This is a genomic window from Halomonas urumqiensis (assembly GCF_003028575.1).
In the GTDB taxonomy this organism is placed as follows: Bacteria; Pseudomonadota; Gammaproteobacteria; order Pseudomonadales; family Halomonadaceae; genus Halomonas; species Halomonas urumqiensis.
This window is the reverse complement of record NZ_PYUD01000002.1, coordinates 1-13,681: the sequence shown is the minus strand read 5'-3', so window position 1 is coordinate 13,681 and position 13,681 is coordinate 1. Positions and strand designations below refer to the sequence as shown.

General features: G+C 62.5%; 14 protein-coding genes. 5 read left to right on the top strand and 9 right to left on the bottom strand.

The genetic code is table 11. The features are described from left to right. Nucleotides 1-9 precede the first annotated feature (9 nt). Nucleotides 10-897, bottom strand: coding sequence for a tRNA glutamyl-Q(34) synthetase GluQRS (gluQRS, locus tag C6V82_RS07385; RefSeq protein ID WP_102587494.1), 888 nt, complete (start codon nucleotides 895-897; stop codon nucleotides 10-12). A gap of 117 nt (nucleotides 898-1,014) precedes the next feature. Then, complete coding sequence (gene dksA / locus C6V82_RS07380; RefSeq protein WP_023004999.1) at nucleotides 1,015-1,452, bottom strand: RNA polymerase-binding protein DksA; 438 nt, start codon at nucleotides 1,450-1,452, stop codon at nucleotides 1,015-1,017. A 376-nt stretch (nucleotides 1,453-1,828) separates the two neighbouring features. On the opposite strand from dksA, the gene C6V82_RS07375 reads away from it, so the two are divergent. Together C6V82_RS07375 and sfsA are read left to right on the top strand one after the other, a co-directional pair. Continuing rightward, nucleotides 1,829-2,989 carry a pyridoxal phosphate-dependent aminotransferase gene (locus tag C6V82_RS07375; protein ID WP_102587495.1) on the top strand — a complete coding sequence of 387 codons (1,161 nt, stop codon included), beginning with the start codon at nucleotides 1,829-1,831 and terminating at the stop codon, nucleotides 2,987-2,989. Between the two features lie 10 nt (nucleotides 2,990-2,999). Then, nucleotides 3,000-3,779, top strand: coding sequence for a DNA/RNA nuclease SfsA (gene sfsA / locus C6V82_RS07370; protein WP_102587496.1), 780 nt, complete (start codon nucleotides 3,000-3,002; stop codon nucleotides 3,777-3,779). Here sfsA and C6V82_RS07365 read toward each other — a convergent pair. The 6 genes from C6V82_RS07365 to C6V82_RS07340 all read right to left on the bottom strand — a co-directional run bounded on the left by C6V82_RS07365 (nucleotide 3,764) and on the right by C6V82_RS07340 (nucleotide 8,451). Continuing rightward, nucleotides 3,764-4,273 carry a DUF4426 domain-containing protein gene (locus C6V82_RS07365; protein ID WP_229843121.1) on the bottom strand — a complete coding sequence of 170 codons (510 nt, stop codon included), beginning with the start codon at nucleotides 4,271-4,273 and terminating at the stop codon, nucleotides 3,764-3,766. The two genes, sfsA and C6V82_RS07365, sit on opposite strands and share 16 nt — an antisense overlap. A 43-nt stretch (nucleotides 4,274-4,316) precedes the next feature. Beyond that, nucleotides 4,317-4,916: a methionine biosynthesis protein MetW gene (gene metW / locus C6V82_RS07360; RefSeq protein WP_102587497.1), complete on the bottom strand. Its 600-nt coding sequence runs from the start codon at nucleotides 4,914-4,916 to the stop codon at nucleotides 4,317-4,319. Next, nucleotides 4,913-6,070 (bottom strand): homoserine O-succinyltransferase MetX, encoded by a 1,158-nt coding sequence (gene metX / locus C6V82_RS07355; protein ID WP_102587498.1) that lies wholly within the window; start codon nucleotides 6,068-6,070, stop codon nucleotides 4,913-4,915. The genes metW and metX overlap by 4 nt, the downstream gene beginning before the upstream one ends. A gap of 54 nt (nucleotides 6,071-6,124) precedes the next feature. Beyond that, a complete protein-coding gene (locus C6V82_RS07350) occupies nucleotides 6,125-6,718 on the bottom strand; it encodes a YggT family protein (protein WP_102587499.1) in 594 nt (197 codons plus the stop codon). 126 nt (nucleotides 6,719-6,844) lie between these two features. After that, nucleotides 6,845-7,669, bottom strand: coding sequence for a pyrroline-5-carboxylate reductase (proC, locus tag C6V82_RS07345; RefSeq protein ID WP_102587500.1), 825 nt, complete (start codon nucleotides 7,667-7,669; stop codon nucleotides 6,845-6,847). Between the two features lie 68 nt (nucleotides 7,670-7,737). Beyond that, a complete protein-coding gene (locus C6V82_RS07340; RefSeq protein WP_102587501.1) occupies nucleotides 7,738-8,451 on the bottom strand; it encodes a YggS family pyridoxal phosphate-dependent enzyme in 714 nt (237 codons plus the stop codon). Nucleotides 8,452-8,514: 63 nt separating this feature from the next. Between C6V82_RS07340 and C6V82_RS07335 the strand changes: the two genes are divergently transcribed. Further along, the gene (locus tag C6V82_RS07335) at nucleotides 8,515-9,546 is read left to right on the top strand and encodes a type IV pilus twitching motility protein PilT (protein ID WP_102587502.1); all 1,032 of its coding nucleotides are present in this window, start codon (nucleotides 8,515-8,517) and stop codon (nucleotides 9,544-9,546) included. Nucleotides 9,547-9,584: 38 nt separating this feature from the next. Continuing rightward, nucleotides 9,585-10,727, top strand: coding sequence for a PilT/PilU family type 4a pilus ATPase (locus C6V82_RS07330; RefSeq protein WP_102587503.1), 1,143 nt, complete (start codon nucleotides 9,585-9,587; stop codon nucleotides 10,725-10,727). 20 nt (nucleotides 10,728-10,747) lie between these two features. On the opposite strand, the gene C6V82_RS07325 is transcribed toward C6V82_RS07330, so the two are convergent. Continuing rightward, nucleotides 10,748-11,878: an anhydro-N-acetylmuramic acid kinase gene (locus C6V82_RS07325; RefSeq protein WP_102587504.1), complete on the bottom strand. Its 1,131-nt coding sequence runs from the start codon at nucleotides 11,876-11,878 to the stop codon at nucleotides 10,748-10,750. Between the two features lie 128 nt (nucleotides 11,879-12,006). Here C6V82_RS07325 and tyrS point away from each other — a divergent pair, with 128 nt between their 5' ends. Then, the gene (gene tyrS / locus C6V82_RS07320; RefSeq protein ID WP_102587505.1) at nucleotides 12,007-13,206 is read left to right on the top strand and encodes a tyrosine--tRNA ligase; all 1,200 of its coding nucleotides are present in this window, start codon (nucleotides 12,007-12,009) and stop codon (nucleotides 13,204-13,206) included. Nucleotides 13,207-13,681 lie beyond the last annotated feature (475 nt).

Below are 13,681 nucleotides of genomic sequence, written 5' to 3'. Positions count from 1 at the left end.
GAGAACTCCTCAGTGACGCTCGACCACACCGTATGGCACCGGGCGCAGCGAGTCTGCACGCCAGGCGGCTATCGCCCAGTCGAGTTGCTCGGACACCGGGGCATCGGCCAGTGCTTGCGGAGGTGCCTGGTCGAGGGCGGTCAACGCGTGATGCAGCAGCGGACGCACCTCATCGTCCTCGACCGGCAGGGCGGGGGCAAGGTTCTGCTTGGAGAGTTTCTGGCCGTCTTCACCCATGATCAGCGGCAGATGCAGGTAACGCGGCACCGGCAGCGCCAGGGCGTGCTGCAACTGACGCTGCCAGGGGGTGTTGTCGAGCAGGTCGAAACCGCGCACCACATCGGTGATTTGCTGGTCGGCATCATCGACGACCACGGCGAGCTGGTAGGCCCAGAGGCCATCCTTGCGCTTGAGGACCACGTCACCGAGCTCGGCGGGGTCGAAGCGCTGCTGACCGAACAGGCGATCTCGCCATGCCACAGGGCGTAGGCCGAGGTCGCTGCGCAGTCGCCAGGCCACCGGCTTGCCGGGTTCGCGTACGCCATTGCGGCACCATCCAGGGTAGATGGCATGCTCGCGCCACTGCTTGCGAGAGCAACTGCATGGGTAGGCAAGGCCCTGCCCGGCCAGCTGCTCGAGTGCCTCGCCGTAGGCGGCATCGCGGCGGTGTTGCCAGCGGACCTCGCCATTCCAGTGCAGCCCGAAGGCCTCGAGCTGGGCGAGGATGGTATCGGCGGCGCCGGGTGGGCAGCGCGGGGGATCGATATCCTCGATGCGCAGCAGCCATTCCCCGCGTGCGCTTCGTGCGTCCAGGTAGCTTGCCAACGCCGCGACCAGCGAGCCGAAATGCAGCGGCCCGGAGGGCGTCGGTGCGAAACGTCCGCGGTAGTGCGTCACGCGCGTCTCCCGGGCATCACGCCGGATATGCAAACGGGCACCCGAGGGTGCCCGTTGCAAACCGTCGGCACCCCTGTCGATCTCGTCGGGGTGGATCGCACGATCGACATGCCTGGCTCAACCGCCCAACTGCTTTTCCTTGAGCTCGGCAAGGGTCTTGCAGTCGACGCATAAGGTGGCCGTGGGGCGGGCTTCCAGGCGGCGGATGCCAATCTCGACACCGCAGGCCTCACAGAAGCCATAGTCATCCTCGTCGATCTTCTCGAGCGTCTCGTTGATCTTCTTGAGCAGCTTGCGCTCACGGTCGCGGGTACGCAGTTCGAGGCTGAATCCCTCCTCCTGCGTGGCACGATCGGCTGGGTCGGCGTAGTTGTTCGCCTCCTCCTGCAGATGGCGCACGGTGCGATCCACCTCTTCCATCAGTTCCTGCTTCCAGCCGAGCAGAATCTGTCGGAAGTGCTCCAACTGCTTCTCGTTCATGTACTCCTCACCCGCCGCCGGCTCGTAGGGGGTGAATTTCTTGGGCGCTTCCGCTTTCTTGTCGGCTACTGGCATGGAACTGCCTCATTACTTTAGTGACTACTGATCAATACCCGACGCGCTGCAAGGTATCTCACGCCAAAGGGATGCTTGTTTAGCTGAAAAAAGCGGACTTTGCAACTGTCTTTGAAAATCGTCTTTGAAAATCCACCTGTCGATCTCTTTGAAAATCCGCCTGCCAATCTCGCCGCCAATCCGCCCGCTCATCCCTCCACCCTTTGCTTCGCAACCCTGGCGTCGGTCCGAGTGAGTCGGTTGGCCTGGCGAAAGGCTCGCCAAGGCTCGCACAATCGTTACACTGTTTACCTTCGTCACGCATCTTTTCATCTGATTGTTTGACATCGCAGCGGGCAAAGCATCCCCGCCTCGCCAGTGTTTAGAGGAGTCCGCCATGACGTGGAACCCGCGTATCGAGCGTATCGCGCCCTTTCGCGTGATGACCTTGCTGGAAGCCGCTCAGGCGCGAGAAGCCGCGGGCTTCGATGTCATCCACCTGGAAGTGGGTGAACCGGACTTCCCAACCCCCGAGCCAGTAGTGGCCGCCGGGCAAGCGGCGCTGGCCGCGGGCCATACCCGCTATACGCCAGCCGCCGGGCTGCCAGCGCTGCGGGAGGCGATCGCCGCCCACTATGCCGAGCACTTCGGTGCCGAGGTCGATCCACGCCGCGTGCTGGTCACCCCGGGGGCATCCGGGGCGCTGTTGCTGGCCAGCCAACTGCTGGCGGGGCCCGGCGATCGGGTGTTGATGGCCGACCCGAACTACCCCTGCAATCGCCATTTCATGGCGCTGGCCGGTGCCGAGGTCGATGTCGTGCCGGTGAGCGAGGAAAGCGGCTGGCAGCTCGATGCCAGGCTTATCGAGCGCCATTGGGGCGAGCGCACACGTCTGGCGATGCTCGCCACTCCCTCCAACCCCACCGGCCACATGCTGGATGCCGATCAACTGACCGCGGTGGCCGACGCCGTGGCGGCGCGGGGTGGCCACTTGCTCGTGGACGAGATCTACCAGGGGTTGTCCTACGACCTTGCGCCACTCTCGGTGGCATCGATCAGCCCCGATGCTTTCGTGGTCAACAGTTTTTCGAAATACTTCGGCATGACCGGCTGGCGCCTTGGCTGGCTGCTGGCGCCGGAGGCCGCGGTGGAGCCGCTGACCCGACTCGCCCAGAATGTCTTCCTGGCGGCTTCCACCCCTGCGCAGCATGCCGCCCTCGCGGCCTTCACGCCTGAATGTCGAGCCATCCTGGAAGCCCAGCGTGAAGCGCTGCACCGCCGCCGTGATGCGCTGTTGAAGGGGCTTTCGCGCCTGGGCCTGACACCCTCGCTGCCGCCCCAGGGCGCCTTCTATCTGTGGCTGGACATCTCGCGCTACAGTCACGATAGCCAGGCTTTCTGCCAGCGCCTGCTGGAGGAGGAGAACGTGGCGATCACCCCAGGCATCGATTTCGCCGTGCAAGGGGGCGAGCACTTCGTACGTATCGCCTTCACCACCGGCACCGCTCGCCTCGAGGAGGCCGTGGCTCGCCTCGAGCGCTTCCTGGCGCGCCTGTAGGAGACGCCGTGTGGACTATCCCAAGCTGGTGCCCGGCGTACTGCTGCGCCGCTACAAGCGCTTTCTCAGCGACGTGCGCCTCAAGGATGGCCGTGAGGTGGTGGCGCACTGCCCCAATACCGGTTCGATGCGGGCCGTCAACGTACCGGGATGTCGGGTGTGGTTGGCAGCGAGTACCGACCCGCGACGCAAGCTGGCCTGGACCTGGGAGCTGATCGAGCTGCCCCAGCCGGATGGCACCACGGCAATGGCCTCGGTGCATACCGGGCGGGCCAACCGGATCGTCGAGGAGGCGCTTGGCAAGGGGCGCGTGAAGGAGCTTGCCGATTACGCTGAGCTCAGGCGAGAGGCCAGGGTCGAGCAGCCTGCGGGCGAGACGCCGTCAAGGCTCGACTTTCGCCTCGATGACCCGGTGCTTGGCCCGGCCTACGTGGAGGTCAAGCAGGTAACCCTCAAGGAGCCCGACGGGCACGGCTATTTTCCCGACGCGGTGAGCGAACGGGGGCGGAAGCACCTGGAGGTGCTTGCGGAACTCGCTGCGCAAGGCCAGCGTGCCGTGTTGCTGTTCTGCGTGGCCCATGAGGCGATCGACGCCGTGGCGCCTGCCGCACACCTCGACCCCGCCTATGCGGCGACGCTGCGCCGCGTGGCCAGGCAAGGCGTGGAGGTGCTGGCGTATCGCTGCGCGGTGAGGCGGGTCAATGGCGTACCGGTGACGATCCAGCTGGACCAGGCATTGCCGGTGTCACTCGAGCGCGAGATGATCGATTTCTCTCAACGCTCGATGTAGAAGCGCTGAATGAAGCTGACGCGCGCTGGCTCGGCATTGCGGTCGTAACGTACCTCGAGGTCGAAACGCATGGGCTCGTCTTGATTGATGCGAAATACCGCGATCTGCGAGGGCGTGTCACCGCTGCGCAGGGTGCGAAAGCTCAGCGGTTCACCATCCTCCCCGCCAAGACTGCTGATACGGCCGTTGACATTGGCCGGCACCGCGCGTGTCGTGCCGTCTTCGCGCTCCTCGAGCACACTGACATTGAGCAGCGCCATCGCCTGGTTGCGCTGGATGCTGTGTTCGCGGGCAATGGTGTCCGGCAGGAAGCTGGTATTCACCGCGCTGTAGTGGATCTGGTAGTCACCCACCTGTTCGAACTGTTGAGCGGCCGCATTGCTTGCCAGCAGCAGGTTGCCCAGCAGCAATGTACACAACAGCCATGTACACAACAGCAGGCTGCTCAGCGGCCGGATGTCCAGCGCCATGCCACCTATGCGTCGGCGCATCATGGTTACCCTCCCTCGTCTTATCCCACGGGTTGTTGCTCGGGAGTCACTGGCCCCGGCTGACCCGGAAGATGGCTATCTCGCCAAACAGGTTGGGCCACAGCCGCGACGTCCAGTGGCCCTCGTGGTCACCGATGCCCACGGCCCGGTCGACGATGATCAGACCCTTGTCACTGCAGAGTCGTTCAAAGTCATTGAACGTCGACAGGTGGATGTTCGGCGTGTCGTACCAGGCGTGGGGCAATGACTTCGACACCGGCATATAGCCCTTGAAGCCGAGGTAGGCACGGTGCCGCCAGTAGGCGAAGTTGGGAAAGGTGATGATGCACTCGCCGGCGACCCTGAGCATTTCATCCATCATCAGGTCGGGCCGGCGCAGGGCCTGTAGCGCCTGGGTCATGATCACGATGTCACAGGCGTTGTCCTCGAAGTTGGCGAGCCCCTCGTCGAGGTTCTGCTCGATGACGTTGACGCCACGGGCGATACAACTGGTGATGCCGTCCGGGTCGATCTCCAGGCCATAACCGGTGACCTGCTTGTCGCGGGCAAGGGCAGCAAGCAGGGTGCCGTCACCGCAAGCCAGGTCGAGAATGTGTGCCCCTTCGGGCACCCAGTCATGAATGAGCGTGAAGTCAGCGCGTTTCATGGGCGACCCTCCAGGCTGAGATCCGCGGCCACACGAGACATGAAGGCGGCAAATACCGCCTGGTAGCGGGGGTCGGGCATCAGGAAGGCATCATGGCCGTGTGGTGAGTCGATATTGGCGAAGCTGACGCGCTTGCCGGCACGAATCAGCGCATCGACGATATCCCGCGAGCGAGATGGCGGAAAGCGCCAGTCGGTGGTGAAACTGACCACCAGGAACGGGCACTCGGCGGGTGCCAGGGCGCGCGCCAGGTCTCCTCCGTGAGGGGCTGCCGGGTCGAAGTAGTCCAGCACCTTGGTCATCAACAGATAGGTGTTGGCATCGAAGGACGTCGAAAAGGTATCGCCCTGATAGCGCAGGTAGGACTCGACCTGGAATTCCACGTCATAGCCGAAGTTGAAGTCGTCGCTGCGCAAGTCGCGGCCAAACTTGCTACCCATCGCATCCTCGGACAGGTAGGTGATATGGCCGACCATGCGTGCCAGCTTCAGACCGCGCTTGGGTACCTTGTGGTGCTCGGCGTACCAACCATCGTGGAAATCCGGGTCCGAACGGATCGCCTGACGCGCGACTTCGTTGAAGGCGATGTTCTGGGCCGAGAGCTTGGGGGTGGCGGCGATCACCGCGACATTGGCCACCCGCTCGGGGTACATCAGGGCCCACTGCATTGCCTGCATGCCGCCCAGACTGCCGCCGATCACCGCAGCGAAGCGCTCGATACCCAGCCGGTCGGCGAGGCGGGTCTGGCTGTGCACCCAGTCGGTGACCGTCATCATCGGGAATTCGGGGCCCCATTGGCGACCGGTCTCGGGGTTGTCACTGATGGGTCCGGTACTGCCGTGGCAGCCGCCGAGATTATTCAACGAGACGACGAAAAAGTGCCGGGTGTCGATGGATTTGCCGGGACCGATATGGGCGTCCCACCAGCCAGGCTTGCGATCATCTTGTGAATGGAAGCCTGCGGCATGATGGTGCCCGGAGAGGGCATGGCAGATCAGTACCGCATTGGAGCGTTCGGCATTGAGTGTGCCGTAGGTCTCGTAGACGAGATCGTAGGCCGGCAGCGTCTTGCCGCAGGCCAGATCCAGGGGGTCGTCGAAGTGCGCCGTCTGGGGCGTTACCACGCCAACCGAGTCAGAAGGGAGCTCGGGCATCAGTCGCTCATGTCCAGTCATTGCAGGGTGCCGCCTCGCCTTGCGAGGCGGTGCTCAAAGGCCGATCAGGGCGCCGGAGATGCCGGCGGCGCGGGTCAATGAACCCACCACGATACCATCCAGCAGGCTGATGCCGATGAACGCGACGATGGGCGACAGGTCGATCATGCCCAGTGGCGGTATCACCCGGCGCAGCGGCGACATGATGGGTTCGACCACTTGCATGACCAGCAGCGCGCCGGGGTGGCTGGCGTTGGGTGCGACCCAACTCAAGATGATCATCACGATCAGCGCGAAGAAGTAGATCTTGAGAATGGCGTTGGCCAAGGCGGCAACCCCGCCGATGGCCACTCCCACCAAGGGGGGCATGCCAAAGCCGGCGACCTGCAGGATCACCACGATACTGATCACCTTGACCACGAAGCCTGCCGCCAGGGTGGCCAGGTCGAAGCGGTTCATTACCGGCCCGAGAAAGCTCTGGAAGGGGCGCACCACCGGTTGGGTGACCTTGACCACCGACTGGCTGATCGGGTTGTAGTAGTCGGCACGTGATGCCTGCAGCAGAAAGCGCAGCATCAGCAGGAACAGGTAGATGTTGATCAGGGTGTTGACCAGCAGCAGGCCGGCACTTCCCAATTGACTGCCCATGGGGGCTCCTCCGAGTCGGGGTGGCGCATGGTGCCTGTGAGCGGAACCATGCGTGAACGCAATGCGTAAAATTCTGCGTGAAAATCACTCAGCGTGAAAGATGGTCATACGCCCTCGGCGCGAGGTTCAGCGCTTGCCGAGCTCCTCGGCCATCTCGGCGGCACGCGCCGCGCACGCCTTCATGGCGTCCTGCACGATGCGACGCATGCCGGCATCCTCCATCGACTGGATGGCACGTTCGGTAGTGCCGCCAGGCGACATCACGTTGCGCTTGAGCTCGGCCGGGCCGCGGTCGCTCTGCATGGCCATGCTGGCGGCGCCATAGGCGGTCTGCATGGCCAGGCGGCGCGCTGTATCGGCGGGCAGGCCCAGTGCCACGCCGGCCTCTTCCATGGCCTCGAACATCAGGAAGAAATAGGCTGGAGCGCTGCCTGATACGGCGGTCACCGCGTCGAGCAGTGCCTCATCCTCGACCCATTCCACCAGGCCGACGGCCTCCATCAGTTCTGTGGCAAGCTTGCGCTGTGCATCATCAACCGCCGGGCTTGCGTAAAGCCCCGAGGCGCCTGCTCCCACCAGCGACGGTGTGTTGGGCATGCAGCGTACCACCGGCAGCTTGCCGCCCAGCCAGCGGTCGATGGTCTCGGCGGGCAGCCCTGCCGCCACCGAGATGATCAGTGGGCGACGCCGTTGCACGGCTTCGCGAAGATCACTGCAGACGTCGTGCATGATCTGGGGCTTCACGGCCAGCACGACGACGTCGGCCTGCTCGATGGCAGCGTTGTTGTCGGTTCCAGTGGCGATGCCAAGCCGCTCGCGCAGGGGGGCGAGGAACTCGTCGCTGGGTGAGGTGGCGGTGATGGCGTCCGGGGAGAAGCCTTTCTCGATCATTCCGCCGATGATGGCGCCGGCCATGTTGCCTGCGCCGATGAAGGTGACTCTGGTGGCCATGCGGTCTGTCCTTGGTCTGTCGACGAATGGTGGCCGGTACTGTTACCGGCGATACGGTCGGGCGTGCCTCAGTCTCGTTCCCCAAAGATCGCGGTGCCCAGGCGTACCAGGGTGGCGCCTTCAAGCACGGCGGCCTCGAGGTCGGACGTCATGCCCATGGAAAGCGTGTCGAGCGATGCCTCCGGGAAACGTTCCTGCAAGCTCATGAGTGTGTGATTCAGCCTTGCAAATGGCTCGCGCTGCTCGGCCAGCGTACTACTTGGTGCGGGAATCGCCATCAGTCCGCGCAGGCACAGGTTGGGCATCTCAAGCACCCGCTCGACAAGCTCAGGCAAGGCCTCGAGACTTACCCCCGATTTGCTGACTTCATTGCTGATGTTGACCTGCAAGCAGATATTCAGCTTGTCGAGTGTTGCAGGGCGTTGATCGTTCAGCCGCCGGGCAATCTTCTCGCGGTCTACGCTATGTACCCAGTCGAAGTGTTCCGCGACATCGCGGGTCTTGTTGGATTGCAGCGGCCCGATGAAATGCCAGACGATATCTTCGAGGTCGGCCAATTGGTGTTGCTTGTCCAGGGCTTCCTGAACATAGTTTTCACCAAAATCGCGTTGGCCATGATGCCAGGCATCACGCATCAACGCGGATGGCTTGGTCTTGCTCACGGCAAGCAACCGCGCACTCTCCGCGGGCCTGCCAGCCGCGGCGAGGGCCTGGGTGAGGCGCTGGCGGGCCGCTGCCAATGACTCGCCAATGGCGAGTGTGGAATCTGCCTGACTCGTCATGTCTCGAGGTCTGTCATACTGGTCACCACTGATAAAGTACCAACTCGGGAGCGGGGAAAACGCATGGATATTACCGAACTGCTGGCGTTCTCGGCAAAGCAGAAAGCCTCGGACCTGCATCTGTCGGCGGGCCTACCGCCGATGATTCGTGTCGACGGCGATATCCGCAGGCTCAATGTGCCGGCCATGGAAGATCGCGAAGTCCGTAAACTGATCTATGACATCATGGCGGATCGCCAGCGGCGCGACTACGAAGAATTCCTCGAGACCGACTTCTCTTTCGAAGTGCCAGGGATCTCGCGTTTTCGTGTCAACGCCTTCAACCACGCGCGTGGCGCGGGGGCGGTGTTTCGTACCATTCCCTCGGAGGTGTTGACCTTCGAGGATCTCGGGCTTGGTTATGCCTTTCGCCAGCTTTCGATGTTGCCGCGTGGCCTGGTGCTGGTGACCGGCCCGACCGGCTCGGGCAAGAGCACCACCCTTGCGGCGATGATCGACTACATCAACGACAACCGTTTCGAACACATCCTGACCATCGAGGATCCGGTGGAATTCGTGCACCGCAGCAAGCGCTGCCTGATCAACCAGCGCGAGGTGCATCGGGATACGCATGGTTTCGCCCCTGCCCTGCGCAGTGCGCTGCGCGAGGACCCGGATGTCATTCTGGTCGGTGAGATGCGTGACCTGGAAACCATTCGCCTGGCGCTGACAGCGGCCGAGACCGGCCATCTGGTGTTCGGTACCCTGCACACCACATCGGCCGCCAAGACCATCGACCGTATCATCGACGTGTTCCCGGGGGAGGAGAAGTCGATGGTGCGTTCGATGCTATCCGAGTCGTTGCAGGCGGTGATTTCGCAAACGCTACTCAAGCGACAGGGCGGTGGCCGAGTGGCGGCCCATGAGATTCTGATCGCCACATCGGCGGTGCGTAATCTGATTCGCGAAGACAAGGTAGCGCAGATCTACTCGGCGATTCAGACCGGCGGCAACCTGGGCATGCAGACCCTGGACGCTTCGCTCGCCAAGCTGGTGGCGGAAAACGTGGTGGCGCGCGAAGACGCTCAGGCCAAGGCCAAGAGCGTGCTTGGCTGAACGATGTTGATCGAATACGCAGGGACAGGAGCAGCGAGATGACGGCAAAAGAGTGGCTCTACCAACTGCTGGATATCATGGTCAAGCAGGAGGCCTCGGACTTGTTGATTTCGGTGAATGCCCCGCCGACGCTGAAGATGGCTGGCAAGCTGACCCCCATGGGGGATCAGGGGCTGACAGTGGCGCAGGTCAACGAGTTGGTCGCCGCGTCGCTACCTGAAAGTGTCAGGCAGCGTTTCAACGACGAACATGAGGCGAACTTCGCGCTGAGCATCGAGGGCAAGGGGCGATTCCGGGTCAGTGCCTTCCAGCAACGCAACCAGCCAGCGATGGTCATTCGCCGCATCGCGTTCGAGATACCTCACCTCGAGGAGCTGTCACTGCCGACGGTGCTGGGTGAGCTTGCCAACATCAAGCGTGGCCTGGTGTTCGTGGTCGGCGGTACCGGTACCGGCAAGTCGACCACCCTGGCCTCGATGATCCAGCAGCGTAACGAGACCGTGGGGGGCCACATCATCAGCGTCGAGGACCCGATCGAGTACGTTCATCCGCATATCAAGGCGATCATCAACCAGCGTGAGGTGGGCATCGACACCGAGTCGTTCGAGGTGGCCCTGAAGAACACCCTGCGTCAGGCCCCGGATGTGATCCTGATCGGCGAGATTCGCACCCGGGAGACGATGGAGCACGCGCTGACCTTTGCCGAGACCGGCCACCTGTGCCTTGCGACCCTGCACGCCAACAATGCCAACCAGGCACTGGATCGCATTATCCACTTCTTTCCCCATGAGCGGCATGAGCAGATATGGCTTGACCTGTCTCTCAACCTGCGGGCGATCGTCGCCCAGCAGTTACTGCCGACCGTGGATGGCGGACGCTGCCCGGCCATCGAGATCATGCTGAAATCCCCGCTGATCGGTGACCTGGTACGCAAGGGTGATGTCGGCGAGATAAAGAACATCATGGCGCGTTCGCGGGAATTGGGCATGCAGACGTTCGATCAGGCGCTTTATGAGCTGTTCAAGCTAGGCAAGATCAGTGAAGAAGTGGCGCTGGTGCACGCCGATTCCGCCAACGACCTGCGCATGATGATCAAGTATGGCGACGAAAGCAGTGAAGGCATGTCCCAGGCGCGTGATGCGGCCAACCGCTTTTCACTGCGTAGCGAAGATGATTTCTGATCGCATCGTGCCGAGATGATTCAAGGCGCATACACGCCGCCCAGCACCCTAGTGCCAGCCGCTCCGGTAACCGAGGGCAGGTTGCCGGGTCGTTCGGCCATTCTCTGCCAGGCAAGCCAGGCGAAAGCGCCCGCCTCCAGCCAATCGGCGGGCCAGCCCCAGTCGGCACTGGCCACTAGTGGTGTCTCGGGCAGGCGGCGGGCCAGCCGAGCCAGCAGATCGCCGTTGTGTGCGCCACCCCCGCATGGAACCAGCATGGTGGCAGGCGGGGCACTCAACATTTCGCGCGCCATCTCGATGCCCATGGCCACGCTTGCCGCGGTCAGCTCGGAAAGTGTCGCTTGCACGTCTTGTGGTGCTTCACGGCCACTCAAGTGATGTTGTAGCCATTCGAGGTGGAACAGTTCGCGGCCGGTGCTGCGCGGTGGCGGCCGATGAAAGAAGGGCTCCTTGAGCAGCCTTCCCAGCAGTTCAGCGTCGACCTCACCGGATGCCGCCCAGGTGCCATTGCTGTCGAAGCGTGCGTGGCGATGCCGTGCATGCCAGGCGTCCAGCAGCGCATTGGCAGGGCCGGTATCGAAACCCAATGGTCCGCGAGGGTCCCCTGCGGGAGGTAGCAAGGTGAGGTTGGCGAAACCGCCGAGATTGAGTGCCAGGCGCCATTCATCCGGGGCGCGGAACAGGGCTTCATGAAAGGCGGGGGCGAGTGGCGCGGCCTGGCCACCGGCTGCCAGGTCGCGACGGCGAAAATCCGCGACCACCCGGCAACCGGTCAATTCGGCGAGCAGGCTCGGGTTGTCGAGTTGCAGGGTATAGCGCGGGCCACCCGAGTGGCCATCCGGTGCATGTTCGATGGTCTGGCCATGACTGCCAATGGCGACGATATCACTGGGCGATATGGCGCTTGTCGTCAGCAGGGTCGTGACGGCTCGTGCCTGCAGGCGGCAAAACCCGTCTTCGGCGGCGGCGAGTTCGCTGAAGGCCACTCGTTCGGCATGGCATAGTGCCAGCAGCCGATGGTGCAGGCCGTCGTCGATCGGCTCGGCATGGGTGGCGAGCAGTTGCGGCGTTCCGGTGGCTTCGATATCCACCAGGGCGGCGTCGATACTGTCCAGGCTGGTACCTGACATCAGGCCGATGAATCGTGGCATCTACGTGGCTTCCTCGGGTGGTGTGCTCAACTCCGGTGGACAAGTCATGCTAACATCGCGCCCATTCGTCAAGCTGTTTTACTGTCACCCAGGCTTGTTTGACCGTTTTGTGTGGAGAGAAGGCAACGATGACCGATGTGGAACGTGCGCTGGCGCTACTGAAGCGTGGCACTCATGAGATTCTGCTGGAGGATGAGCTGATCAAAAAGCTCCATTCCGGTCGCAAGCTGCGTATCAAGGCCGGCTTCGACCCGACGGCGCCGGATCTACATCTGGGCCACAGCGTGCTGTTGACCAAGATGCGCCAGTTCCAGGATCTCGGTCACGAGGTGATTTTCCTGATCGGCGACTTCACCGGGCGAATTGGCGATCCCACTGGCAAGAACGTCACTCGCAAGCCGCTTACCGAAGACCAGGTGCGTGTCAACGCCCAGACGTATAAAGAGCAGGTATTCAAGATCCTCGATCCCGACAAGACCGAGGTGCGCTTCAATGCCGAGTGGTTCTCCAAGATGTCGGCCGCCGACATGATTGAACTGGCCGGGCAGAGTACCGTGGCACGGATGCTCGAGCGTGATGACTTCGACAAGCGCTATGCCTCCGGCCAGCCGATCTCCATCCACGAATTCCTCTACCCCCTTGTGCAGGGCTATGACTCGGTAGCCCTCGAAGCGGATGTCGAGCTGGGTGGAACCGACCAGAAATTCAACTTGCTGATGGGGCGTGAAGTTCAGAAACACTTCGGCATGGCGCCGCAGGTGGTGATGACGATGCCGCTACTGGAAGGCTTGGATGGTGTGCAGAAGATGTCCAAGTCGCTGGGTAACTATGTTGGCGTCGACGAAGCCCCCGGTGCAATGTTCAACAAGCTGGTATCGATGCCTGACAGCCTGATGTGGCGCTACTTCGAATTGCTCTCGCTGAAGGCCAACGAAGAGATCGAGACGCTCAAGCATGAGGCCGAACAGGGCGCCAACCCACGCGACATCAAGATGGTACTGGCCCGCGAACTGATTGCTCGATATCACGGTGAGGAAGCAGCGGCCAACGCCCACCGCTCGGCCGGCAACCAGCTGGCCGATGGCGAGTTGCCCGAAGACCTGCCTGAGGTCCGTGTCGACTTCGAAGGGAGTGCCCAGGCGCCGATCGCCGCGGTTCTCAACCGCTCGGGCCTTGCCAACAACAGTGCCCAGGCCAAGGATATGCTCGGCAATGGTCGGGTAAAGGTAGATGGTGAAGTGGTTCAACGTGACCACATGCTCGACACCGGCCTGAGTTACGTCATCCAGGCCGGCAAGAAGCGCTATGCACGGGTAACTCTCGACTGAATTGTCGTGAGCACCTCAAGCCATGCGCTCAACGACACGGCGATGACATCGGCGTGACATTTTTCTGACGCAGGGTATTGCATGGTCACCATCAAACCCGTAAAGTACGCATCCGCTGCCGGCGACGGGCAACGTTGCAGGCGGTGGTAAGTGAAGGAAGTGATTGATAGTACTAGTGTTTAGGTGCCATCGGCATTTCCTGGGTGAGGCATCACCCCGGCGAAACATGGCGCTTGACACGCCACGCCGATCACGTAGAATACGCCTTCCTCGCAGGGCGCTGGCGAGGCCGCCGCAACACGGCAGGCCACGACGGCAAGCGAGACGCTCCGCTCAAATCATCGAGCCCGGAGCCGCTCTTTAACAATCGATCAGGTAATTCATGTGGGCGCTTGTCGATGGGTCGGTGACCAGTCACACGAACCATCAAGGCAAGCGACTCGTCAAAGCCTCAACCTTCGGGTTGAACGCTTTT

Coding starts and splice junctions, on each gene's coding strand:
- dksA (WP_023004999.1), bottom strand. CDS start 1,452: ATGCCAGTAGCCGACAAGAAAGCGGAAGCGCCCAAGAAATTCACCCCC.
- C6V82_RS07375 (WP_102587495.1), top strand. CDS start 1,829: ATGACGTGGAACCCGCGTATCGAGCGTATCGCGCCCTTTCGCGTGATG.
- C6V82_RS07365 (WP_229843121.1), bottom strand. CDS start 4,273: ATGATGCGCCGACGCATAGGTGGCATGGCGCTGGACATCCGGCCGCTG.
- metW (WP_102587497.1), bottom strand. CDS start 4,916: ATGAAACGCGCTGACTTCACGCTCATTCATGACTGGGTGCCCGAAGGG.
- metX (WP_102587498.1), bottom strand. CDS start 6,070: ATGCCCGAGCTCCCTTCTGACTCGGTTGGCGTGGTAACGCCCCAGACG.
- C6V82_RS07350 (WP_102587499.1), bottom strand. CDS start 6,718: ATGGGCAGTCAATTGGGAAGTGCCGGCCTGCTGCTGGTCAACACCCTG.
- proC (WP_102587500.1), bottom strand. CDS start 7,669: ATGGCCACCAGAGTCACCTTCATCGGCGCAGGCAACATGGCCGGCGCC.
- C6V82_RS07340 (WP_102587501.1), bottom strand. CDS start 8,451: ATGACGAGTCAGGCAGATTCCACACTCGCCATTGGCGAGTCATTGGCA.
- C6V82_RS07335 (WP_102587502.1), top strand. CDS start 8,515: ATGGATATTACCGAACTGCTGGCGTTCTCGGCAAAGCAGAAAGCCTCG.
- C6V82_RS07330 (WP_102587503.1), top strand. CDS start 9,585: ATGACGGCAAAAGAGTGGCTCTACCAACTGCTGGATATCATGGTCAAG.
- C6V82_RS07325 (WP_102587504.1), bottom strand. CDS start 11,878: ATGCCACGATTCATCGGCCTGATGTCAGGTACCAGCCTGGACAGTATC.
- tyrS (WP_102587505.1), top strand. CDS start 12,007: ATGACCGATGTGGAACGTGCGCTGGCGCTACTGAAGCGTGGCACTCAT.